Origin of the sequence: Paraburkholderia phenazinium, assembly GCF_900142845.1 — a bacterium.
GTDB classification, from domain to species: Bacteria; Pseudomonadota; Gammaproteobacteria; order Burkholderiales; family Burkholderiaceae; genus Paraburkholderia; species Paraburkholderia phenazinium_A.
In genome coordinates this window covers 909,949-921,175 of record NZ_FSRU01000003.1, presented here as the reverse complement: position 1 = coordinate 921,175, position 11,227 = coordinate 909,949, and the positions used below count along the sequence as shown (strand labels likewise).

5 protein-coding genes and 2 rRNA genes are annotated in these 11,227 nt (G+C 58.5%); 5 read left to right on the top strand and 2 right to left on the bottom strand.

The genetic code is table 11. From position 1 onward, the window contains the following. Both BUS12_RS37740 and rrf read left to right on the top strand, forming a co-directional pair. A 23S ribosomal RNA gene (locus BUS12_RS37740) occupies positions 1 to 2,678 on the top strand; the annotation flags it as partial. Positions 2,679 to 2,847: 169 nt separating this feature from the next. Further along, positions 2,848 to 2,961 (top strand): 5S ribosomal RNA (rrf, locus tag BUS12_RS37735). Between the two features lie 218 nt (positions 2,962 to 3,179). Here the strand turns inward: rrf and BUS12_RS37730 are convergent. Then, entirely contained in the window at positions 3,180 to 4,373 is a 1,194-nt protein-coding gene (locus BUS12_RS37730) for a M20 aminoacylase family protein (RefSeq protein WP_074302847.1), read from the bottom strand. A 170-nt stretch (positions 4,374 to 4,543) separates the two neighbouring features. On the opposite strand from BUS12_RS37730, the gene BUS12_RS37725 reads away from it, so the two are divergent. Then, complete coding sequence (locus tag BUS12_RS37725; protein ID WP_074302700.1) at positions 4,544 to 6,622, top strand: molybdopterin-containing oxidoreductase family protein; 2,079 nt, start codon at positions 4,544 to 4,546, stop codon at positions 6,620 to 6,622. A gap of 158 nt (positions 6,623 to 6,780) precedes the next feature. Beyond that, positions 6,781 to 8,454 carry a long-chain fatty acid--CoA ligase gene (locus BUS12_RS37720; protein ID WP_074302698.1) on the top strand — a complete coding sequence of 558 codons (1,674 nt, stop codon included), beginning with the start codon at positions 6,781 to 6,783 and terminating at the stop codon, positions 8,452 to 8,454. 239 nt (positions 8,455 to 8,693) lie between these two features. Here BUS12_RS37720 and BUS12_RS37715 read toward each other — a convergent pair whose 3' ends face one another. Beyond that, positions 8,694 to 9,866, bottom strand: coding sequence for a porin (locus BUS12_RS37715; protein ID WP_074302696.1), 1,173 nt, complete (start codon positions 9,864 to 9,866; stop codon positions 8,694 to 8,696). Between the two features lie 301 nt (positions 9,867 to 10,167). On the opposite strand from BUS12_RS37715, the gene coq7 reads away from it, so the two are divergent. After that, positions 10,168 to 10,797: a 2-polyprenyl-3-methyl-6-methoxy-1,4-benzoquinone monooxygenase gene (gene coq7, locus BUS12_RS37710; RefSeq protein ID WP_074302694.1), complete on the top strand. Its 630-nt coding sequence runs from the start codon at positions 10,168 to 10,170 to the stop codon at positions 10,795 to 10,797. The last annotated feature ends 430 nt before the right edge of the window (positions 10,798 to 11,227 follow it).

The window sequence follows — 11,227 nt, the reverse complement described above, 5'->3', positions numbered from 1 at the left end:
GTAGCCGCAGGAAAAGAAATCAACCGAGATTCCCAGAGTAGTGGCGAGCGAAATGGGACCAGCCTGTACTCTTTATCTTCATTGTTAGTCGAAGGCTCTGGAAAGTGCCGCCATAGCAGGTGATAGCCCTGTAGACGAAAGCAGCGAGGAAGAACTAGGTGTACGACAAGTAGGGCGGGACACGTGAAATCCTGTCTGAAGATGGGGGGACCATCCTCCAAGGCTAAATACTCGTGATCGACCGATAGTGAACCAGTACCGTGAGGGAAAGGCGAAAAGAACCCCGGGAGGGGAGTGAAACAGATCCTGAAACCGCATGCATACAAACAGTCGGAGCCTCGCAAGGGGTGACGGCGTACCTTTTGTATAATGGGTCAGCGACTTACATTCAGTGGCAAGCTTAACCGATTAGGGCAGGCGTAGCGAAAGCGAGTCCGAACAGGGCGTTCAGTCGCTGGGTGTAGACCCGAAACCAGGTGATCTATCCATGGCCAGGATGAAGGTGCGGTAACACGTACTGGAGGTCCGAACCCACTAACGTTGAAAAGTTAGGGGATGAGCTGTGGATAGGGGTGAAAGGCTAAACAAACCTGGAAATAGCTGGTTCTCTCCGAAAACTATTTAGGTAGTGCCTCGTGTATCACCTTCGGGGGTAGAGCACTGTCATGGTTGAAGGGTCCATTGCGGATTACTTCGCCATAGCAAACTCCGAATACCGAAGAGTGCAATCACGGGAGACAGACATCGGGTGCTAACGTCCGGTGTCAAGAGGGAAACAACCCAGACCGCCAGCTAAGGTCCCCAAATATTGCTAAGTGGGAAACGAAGTGGGAAGGCTAAAACAGTCAGGAGGTTGGCTTAGAAGCAGCCATCCTTTAAAGAAAGCGTAATAGCTCACTGATCGAGTCGTCCTGCGCGGAAGATGTAACGGGGCTAAGCAATATACCGAAGCTGCGGATGCACATTTATGTGCATGGTAGGAGAGCGTTCCGTAAGCCTGCGAAGGTGCATTGAAAAGTGTGCTGGAGGTATCGGAAGTGCGAATGCTGACATGAGTAGCGATAAAGGGGGTGAAAGGCCCCCTCGCCGTAAGCCCAAGGTTTCCTACGCAACGTTCATCGGCGTAGGGTGAGTCGGCCCCTAAGGCGAGGCAGAAATGCGTAGCTGATGGGAAGCAGGTTAATATTCCTGCACCATTGTTAAATGCGATGGGGGGACGGATCGCGGAAGGTTGTCCGGGTGTTGGAAGTCCCGGTCGCTGCATTGGAGAAGGTGCTTTGGCAAATCCGGGCACGGAATTCAAGGGTGTGGCGCCATTCACTTAGGTGAAGAAGCAACTGAAAGTGGTTCCAAGAAAAGCCTCTAAGCTTCAGTTTAACAAGACCGTACCGCAAACCGACACAGGTGGGCGAGATGAGTATTCTAAGGCGCTTGAGAGAACTCGGGAGAAGGAACTCGGCAAATTGGTACCGTAACTTCGGGATAAGGTACGCCCCTGTAGCCTGACTGGCCTGCGCCAGAAGGGTGAAGGGGTTGCAATAAACTGGTGGCTGCGACTGTTTAATAAAAACACAGCACTCTGCAAACACGAAAGTGGACGTATAGGGTGTGACGCCTGCCCGGTGCCGGAAGATTAAATGATGGGGTGCAAGCTCTTGATTGAAGTCCCGGTAAACGGCGGCCGTAACTATAACGGTCCTAAGGTAGCGAAATTCCTTGTCGGGTAAGTTCCGACCTGCACGAATGGCGTAACGATGGCCACACTGTCTCCTCCCGAGACTCAGCGAAGTTGAAGTGTTTGTGATGATGCAATCTCCCCGCGGCTAGACGGAAAGACCCCATGAACCTTTACTGTAGCTTTGCATTGGACTTTGAACCGGTCTGTGTAGGATAGGTGGGAGGCTTTGAAGCGTGGACGCCAGTCTGCGTGGAGCCAACCTTGAAATACCACCCTGGTTTGTTTGAGGTTCTAACCTTGGCCCGTAATCCGGGTCGGGGACAGTGCATGGTAGGCAGTTTGACTGGGGCGGTCTCCTCCCAAAGTGTAACGGAGGAGTACGAAGGTACGCTAGGTACGGTCGGAAATCGTGCTGATAGTGCAATGGCATAAGCGTGCTTAACTGCGAGACCGACAAGTCGAGCAGGTGCGAAAGCAGGTCATAGTGATCCGGTGGTTCTGTATGGAAGGGCCATCGCTCAACGGATAAAAGGTACTCTGGGGATAACAGGCTGATACCGCCCAAGAGTTCATATCGACGGCGGTGTTTGGCACCTCGATGTCGGCTCATCTCATCCTGGGGCTGTAGCCGGTCCCAAGGGTATGGCTGTTCGCCATTTAAAGAGGTACGTGAGCTGGGTTTAAAACGTCGTGAGACAGTTTGGTCCCTATCTGCCGTGGGCGCTGGATATTTGAAGGGGGCTGCTCCTAGTACGAGAGGACCGGAGTGGACGAACCTCTGGTGTACCGGTTGTCACGCCAGTGGCATCGCCGGGTAGCTATGTTCGGAAGAGATAACCGCTGAAAGCATCTAAGCGGGAAACTCGCCTTAAGATGAGATATCCCCGGGGCTTCGAGCCCCTTGAAGGGTCGTTCAAGACCAGGACGTTGATAGGTCAGGTGTGGAAGCGCAGTAATGCGTTAAGCTAACTGATACTAATTGCCCGTAAGGCTTGATCCTATAACAGGTGTGTCTTGTGGTTCGGATGAACCCCGCACACGGTTGAGTGATCACGTGTTGTGCCAGAAACAACACAACCCCAACCGCTTCACCCTCTGGTGGCATCACCAGAAACTACTTCTTCCCGATTGGCTGTATTGCTCCATGAGCAGTGCGGCAACAAGTCATGCCTGATGACCATAGCGTGTCGGTACCACCCCTTCCCATCCCGAACAGGACCGTGAAACGACTCCACGCCGATGATAGTGCGGATTACCCGTGTGAAAGTAGGTAATCGTCAGGCTCCCCAGCAGCAAGCACAAACCCCACCCCGCAAAGGTGGGGTTTGTGCGTTTACGCGCGTGAACCGGAAAGCGTGGAAAAACACGCGAGCACGCTGTGCAAACGCGTGCGACCCGCTACCCGCTACAACCGCTCATCACGCAGTGAAGCTAACGCAACCCCCGTTCACCCAACGAACGGTCAGCACAATCCTGCATTCCCAAACCGCATCTCCACGAGCTATGCCTGCGCGAGAAACTTCTGCGCCAGCCGTACCCAATAAGTCGATCCGACGGGTAGCAGTTCATCGTTGAAGTCGTAGCTTGCGTTATGCAGCATGCAAGGGCCGGCTCCGTGGCCAGCATCGCGATGTCCACCCATGCCGTTCCCAAGAAACGCATAACACCCCGGCTTCGCCAGCAACATGAACGAAAAATCTTCGGCGCCCATCGTCGGCTCTACGGCGTCGTTGACCCTTTCCGCACCCACTACCTCTTTCATGACCGAAGCAGCAAAGCGGGTCTCTTCGCTGCTATTGATGGTAGGGGGATAGTTGCGATGGAAGACCACCTTCACTGAACAGTCGTACGCCGCCGCGGTGTTCTCGGCAATCTTGCGCATGCGCGTTTCGATCAGATCCAGCGTTTCCGTCGTAAATGTGCGCACCGTGCCTGCGATCCACGCTTGATCCGGAACGACGTTCACTGCGTCCCCGGCGTGAATCTGCGTGATTGACAGCACACCGGTATCGAGCGGCTTCTTGTTGCGCGTGATGATGCCCTGCAGACCATTGGCGATCTGCACTGCCGTGAAAACCGGGTCGTGCCCATTGTGCGGCATCGCCGCGTGAGACCCGACGCCCGTGATCTCGATACGGAATTCGTTGCTCGACGCCATGATCGGCCCTTCGGTCACGCCGAAATGCCCCGCCGGCATGCCAGGCCAGTTGTGAATGCCGAACACCGCATCGACGGGAAATTTCGTGAAAAGACCGTCGTCGATCATCGCCTGCGCGCCCGCACCGCCTTCTTCGGCCGGCTGAAAGATGAATACGATCGTTCCGTCGAACTCACCGTGTTTGACCAGGTGCCGGGCCGCGCCCAACAGCATCGCAGTATGGCCGTCGTGCCCACACGCGTGCATCTTTCCTTCGTGACGGGAGCGATGTTCGAAGCTGTTGAGCTCGTGAATTGGAAGGGCGTCCATATCGGCTCGCAGGCCAATTGACCGTTTGCTGCTGCCGCGCTTCAGGATGCCGACCACCCCCGTCTTGCCGAGGCCGCGATGCACTTCGATACCCCAGTCACTGAGGCTTTTCGCCACCAGATCGGACGTCTGAGTCTCTTCGTAGCGCAGTTCGGGATGTGCGTGGATGGTTCGTCGGAGGGTCTGGATTTCGCCGTGAGCGGCCTGGATTTCGGGGATCAGTTTCATGGTGCGTTGTGTTTCGCTATGCATGGAGTGGCTCGAGACGCCTTCGCCCGGGCTCGGTGATGGTCAATTCTACGCCCCCCGGCATTTTTGGCGGTGCCGCAGCTTGCAGGCCTTTAGGACGTAATAAAATTACACTCCGCGTCACGTCGCCCTTTTCACGGATCGTCCCAATGAATGCCCCCACTGAGTTTGCCCGTGCAGTCTGCCCGCACGACTGCCCGGATACCTGTGCGATGCGAGTCACCGTGGAAAACGGGCGTGCAATCAAGGTCATCGGCGATCCCGACCATCCGCCCACTCAAGGGGCGTTGTGTACCAAGGTCAGCCGGTATGCCGAGCGGGTGCATCATCCGCGGCGGCTGACCACGCCGCTGCGTCGTGTCGGCGCCAAAGGCGAAGGCCGCTTCGAGCCCATCGGCTGGGATGAAGCGCTAAAACTCGCAGCCGGGCGTCTGTCGGAGATCGCGGCGCGCGCTCCCGAGGCAATCGTTCCCTACAGCTACGCCGGCACAATGGGTCTCGTGCAAGGCGATAGCATCGCACAGAGGTTTTTCCACAAGCTGGGTGCGTCCCAACTGGACCGGACAATCTGCGCGGCAGCCGGTGCGGCTGGACTGAAGTACACCTACGGCGCGAGCCTCGGCATGCTCACGGAGTTTTTCGCCGAGAGCGAACTGATTCTGATCTGGGGTTCGAATCCGATCGCATCCAATCTGCACTTCTGGACGCGCGCACAGGAAGCCAAGCGGCGCGGCGCCCGCCTGATCGCGATTGACCCCTACCGCTCGTTGACCGCAGAAAAATGCCATCAGCACATCGCGCTAAAGCCTGGCACCGACGGTGCGCTAGCCCTCGGCATGATGAACGTGCTGATCACCGAAGATCTGCTCGATCACGCCTATATTGCCGACCATACGCTCGGTTTTGAGCAGTTAAAGGCTCGCGCGCTCACCTATTCGCCTGGCCGCGTCGCCCAGATTTGCGGCATCGACGAACAAACCATCGTCGATCTCGCGCGTTTGTACGGTGGCACTAGAAAGGCGGCGATCCGCATGAACTACGGACTGCAACGAGTACGTGGCGGCGGTAACGCAGTGCGCGCGATCGCGTGTCTGCCTTCGTTGACCGGCGCCTGGCGCGAGCGCTCGGGCGGGACACTGCTTTCTTCGTCGGGCTGGGCGCCGGTTAACACCCACGCGCTGCAGCGTCCTGACCTGATGCCCGGTTGGCCGTCACGGCAGGCGCGCGTGATCAATATGAATGCAATCGGCGACGCCTTGCTGCATCCGGGCGACGCCGGCTTTGGTCCCAAAATTGAGGCGGTCATCGTCTATAACTCGAATCCTGTCGCGGTGGCGCCTGACTCGGCGCGGGTAGCGGCCGGCTTCGCACGGGAAGATCTGTTCACGATCGTCCTCGAACATTTCCAGACCGATACCGCGGACTACGCCGATCTGCTGCTCCCCGCGACCACGCAGCTCGAGCATCTCGACCTTCACAAGTCCTACGGCCACACGCACGTCATGGTGAACCTCCCGGCCATCCAACCGGTAGGGGAGGCACGGCCCAATACCGAGATTTTCCGCGGAATCGCCCGCCGCATGAACCTGCAGGAACCGGCGCTATTCGAGTCGGACGAGTCTGTCGCGGCGAATGCCTTCCGCTGGGAGGATCCGGTTTTCGAAGGCGTCGACTGGGAGTCGTTGAAACGCACCGGTTGGGCCAAGCTCAACCTGCCGGACGCGCCATTTGCCGACGGTGGTTTCCGCACGCCGTCGGGCAAATGCGAGTTTTCCAGCGAACGTTTGGCGCAGCAAGGATTCGATCCGCTTCCGGACTACCTGCCGCCCTATGAATCCGCGGACGGCGACCCCGAGCTCGCGGCGCGTTATCCGCTGGCCATGATCTCTCCGCCTGCCCGTAACTTTCTGAATAGCACGTTCGTCAACGTGGAAAGTTTGCGTTCCACGGAGGGCGAACCTCACATCGACATTCACCCGTCCGACGCAAGCCGGCGCCAGGTGCTCGATGGCGATCTGGTGCGCATCTTTAACGACCGTGGTTCGATGCAGGCGCGTGCCCGCGTGACGGACAAGGCGCGCGAGGGTCTGGTGGTCGGGCTGTCCATCTGGTGGAAAAAACTGGCGCCCGACGGCTGCAATGCCAATCAGGTCACAAGCCAGGCGCTCACCGACCTCGGCGGCTCGGCGACTTTCTACGACTGCCTCGTCGAAGTCGAGCGCGTTTGAAATCCCGGGCTAAAACCCATCCACACCGCTCGTCGGTTCTCGGAAATCGCGTTCGAGGGCGGCGTCTAACACGGGTGCTTTTCACGAATCGTGGGGTAGGTCGCATGCTACGATGCGTTTTTAGCACGACCATACGAAAATAAAGGAGGAGACGCCGCATGGAAAAAATCTGGCTGAAATCATATCCGCCCGGCGTTCCAGTAGAGATCGATCCGAGTCAGTACTCGTCCGTTGCCGACCTGTTCGAGGAAAGTTTCCGCGAATATCGCACCAAGCCGGCGTTCGTCTGCATGGGCAAGCAGATCACTTACGGCGAGCTGGACACGTTGTCGCGCAAGCTTGCCGCATGGTTCCAGTCCAAGGGCATCGTGCGCGGCGCCCGCATTGCCATCATGATGCCGAACGTGCTGCAGTATCCGGTGGCGATCGCCGCCATTCTGCGCGCCGGCTATGTGGTCGTGAACGTGAATCCGCTGTACACGCCGCGTGAGCTCGAACACCAACTCAAGGACAGCGGCGCCGAAGCCATCATCATCCTCGAGAACTTCGCGGTGACGCTGCAAGCGGTGGTGCGCAACACGGCGATCAAGCACGTGGTCGTGGCGGCGATGGGCGACCTGATGGGCGCGAAGGGGCTGATCGTCAACTTCGTCGTGCGCCGCGTGAAGAAGATGGTGCCGGCGTGGAGCCTGCCCGGTCACGTCAAGTTCAACACCGCCATTGCCGAAGGCGCACGCCACGAGTTCAAACCGGTCAAGCAGGGTCCGGAAGATGTCGCGTTCCTCCAGTACACGGGCGGCACGACCGGCGTCGCGAAAGGCGCCACGCTGTTGCATCGGAATCTGATCGCTAACGTTTTGCAGTCGCAGGTCTGGCTCGATCCGGCTCGCGCGGGGCGGGACGACATCGAGCAGTTCGTGACTGTCGTCGCATTGCCGCTGTATCACATCTTTGCACTGACGGTCTGCGGACTGCTGACGGTGCGTACGGGCGGCCTTGGCGTGCTGATTCCGAATCCGCGCGACATCGGCGGCATGATCAAGGAACTGCAGGGCTATGCGGTGACGACCATCCCCGCGGTGAACACGCTCTATAACGCGATGCTCAACCATCCCGATTTCGACAAGCTCAACTTCTCAAAGCTGCTCGTCGCCAACGGCGGCGGGATGGCGGTGCAGGAAGCCGTCGCGAAGCGCTGGTATGAAAGGACGCGTAGCCCGATCGTCGAAGGTTACGGTATGTCGGAAACGTCGCCTTGTGTAACGTGCAACCCGGTGACCGTCACCTCGTACAGCGGCACGATTGGCCTGCCGCTGCCGTCGACCGAAATCTCGATTCGCGACGACGAAAACAACGAGGTGCCGCTCGGCCAGCCCGGCGAGATCTGCGTCCGCGGTCCGCAGGTGATGGCGGGCTACTGGAACCGGCCGGATGAAACCGCGAAGGTCATGACGCCGGACGGCTTCTTCAAATCCGGCGACGTCGGTATTGTGAGCGAAGCGGGATACGTGAAGATCGTCGATCGGAAGAAGGACATGATTCTGGTGTCCGGCTTCAACGTCTATCCGAACGAGGTCGAAGATGTCGTCGCCAAGCTGCCGGGCGTGTTCGAAGTCGCGGCGGTCGGCGTGCCGGACCAGCATTCCGGCGAGGCGGTGAAACTCTTTGTCGTGAAGAAGGATCAGGCGCTCACCGACGCGGACATTTTCGCGTTCTGCAAGGAGCAACTGACGGGTTACAAGCGGCCGAAAATCATCGAGTTTCGTACCGAGCTGCCCAAGAGCAATGTCGGCAAGATCTTGCGGCGCGAATTGCGCGACGGGCGCGTATAAGGGCTCGCGGGAAAGGGTGACGACGACAGGCTCACCCCACCGCACAAGCAAGCGCATCAGCCTGACCGGCGTGACCCAAAGAACGGCCCAACGAGCCTCCGCTCGTTGGGCCGTTCCTATTTCCGAGCCGCATACTGAGCGCGAGCGCGAATGCGCATCCAGGCGGCAATCGGGAAGCGTCGACGCAAAAAAAAGGCGCCCGAAGGCGCCTTTGAGGCATACAGCTTTGTTACGACTTATTAGAACTTGGCGCGAATACCGACGCGCGCCGTCAACTGGTTCTGGTTCGCCGAAGGCGTCAGGTTGCTGATTGCTGCAACGGCCGCGGTGGGCGCCGTGCCGGCCGCGTTCAGCGTCTCGCCCAAAGCGTGCTGATACACGCCGATGATGTAGACGTCCGTGCGCTTCGACAGGAAGTAGTCGACGCCAGCCGAAACCTGGTGATACTGGGCTGCCGAGTCGCCTTCGATCTTGCTGCCACGCGTGTAGTCGTACGCTGTGCCGATCAGCAATGCCGGGGTCAACTGATACTTGAAGTTGATTTCGGCGTTGTTGAACGTAGCCGTTTGACCTGCGAACGGCGAGGCGTACGAAGCGCCCAGATTCATGAACTTGATGTTCGAGTACGTGCCGCCGATCGTTGCCGCGCCGAACGTGTAAGCGCCGCCTGCAGCAATAACCTGATACGTGTTGGCCGAACCGTAGCCCGAGAACACCGGCGACGCGACATTCGACGTCGTCGTCGAAACCGTGCCCGACGTGCTGTTGCCGAAGAAGCTCACGTTCGGGTTGCGAACGTTGAGGTAGGCCGCGCCCAGGACCAACGGGCCATTCGCGTAGCCGGCGCCCAGCGAGAAGATCTGGTTGCGACCGGTTTCGCCAGCCACACCGCCGAGGCTGTACAAGCCGCCGAAGGTCAGGCCGTTGTAGTTGTTGCTCGTGAACTTGATCGAGTTGTTGACGCGGTAATCGTTGTTCAGGTTATCCAGGTCGCCCGGGTGAGCAGCGATGTAGCCACCCCATTGATCGCCGACTTCCAGCGGGCCGACGTAGTCGACCGCGGAGTCGTATTGACGACCGAGGGTGATCGAACCGTAGTTGCTCGACAGACCGACGTAAGCCTGGCGACCGAACTCCAGACCGCCCTGACCCAACTTACCGGTGTTCACGTCGAAGCCGTTTTCGAGCACGAAGATGGCCTTCAGACCACCGCCCAGATCTTCCGTACCGCGCAGGCCCCAACGGCTGCCCTGCAGAACGCCGCTGGACAGGTTGTACAGATGCTTGCCACCGGCGTTGGTGTTGATGTTGAAACCTTCGTCAACGATACCGTACAGGGTCACGCTGCTCTGCGCATGAGCGACGCCAGCAAACGCGCCCAATGCTGCGAGAGCGAGAAGCGACTTTTTCATCGATTAATCTCCAAGGAACTGCGAATTTTTTGTACAAGGCTAATATTTTTGGTACGTCTGGACCTTGCTATCTAACTTCGCGAGAAGTTGCAGGTAATGTAACAAAAGGCATACCCTGCACAAAGAAAAAGCAGGTTGCATGGAACGCCGCTGTTTCGTTTACGCAACATGGTCTAAAATTGAAAATTGGCTATTAAATCAGTCCTTAGCAAGCGCTCCCGGCGTGCGATTTTGCTGCGCAAACGCACGCCGCGCGGTCGTTTGGGAGATTCGGACTGAGGTGTCGAACCAGGAGAGTTGGATGGTGCTGGATGAACTGATTACCGAGCTGGATCGGGGTTTACGCTCAATGACGGGCGTGTCGCGGATGAGCCGGCCGGTGCCGGTGCCGAACGCGTCGGCCGACATGCCGGAGCTGTCGCCGGAAGAGCGCGAGCATGCGGCGGGCCTCATGCGCGTCAACCATGTCGGCGAAGTGTGCGCGCAGGCGCTTTATCAGGCGCAAAAGCTTGCCACCCGCTCGCCCAGCTTGAAAGCGACCTTCGAGCACGCGGCACGCGAGGAGGAAGATCACCTGGCGTGGACCGCCCGGCGGCTCGAGGCGCTCGAGTCTCGGCCCAGTCTGCTGAATCCGCTGTGGTACGCCGGCGCTCTCGCGCTCGGTCTGGTGGCCGGCCGCTTCGGCGACAGGGTGAGCCTCGGCTTCATGGCGGAGACCGAGCGCCAGGTGGAGCAGCATCTCGACAGTCATCTGGAAGCGCTGCCCGAGGCGGATCTCGAGTCGCGCGCCATCGTCGAGCAGATGCGCGCGGACGAAGCCGCTCATGGCAAAGCCGCGATCGATGCCGGCGGTGTCGAGCTGCCTTTTCCGGCTCGCGCCTTGATGCGCGCCGCGTCGAAAATCATGACCCGTACTGCTTATTACGTTTAATCGCTGCGAAGTGGGACGGCGCAACGCGCGTCGTCCGGTTAATCGCCTCAAATCCTCCGCTGATTCCGCTTATCCCCCGCCGCAGATCGCTTAGATTCCACGCGCTTCGCCCGGACTTTTCACGTATCACCTTCACAAGTTGCACTAGTGCATTCATTTATAACGGTTTTCCGTTTTAGGTCTGACGTGAAGGAGTCGCGCTAAGTCCTTGTTCTAACAAACAAATTTCGTTAAAAATCCGCGCTTCTCCCTTGACCCCTGTTTGGGCTTCCTCTAAAGTGGGAGACAGTGTGAGAAAGTGTATTTTTGTGTGATTCCCGAGGGGGTTTCGGGTAGATTTTCGAGAACAGGCGAGCGGCGTGCCGTGTCGCGATCGCAACGAGTTTGCAAGGGACCAGAGTAAAGCGCTGAAGCGCTCACTCTGATCGAC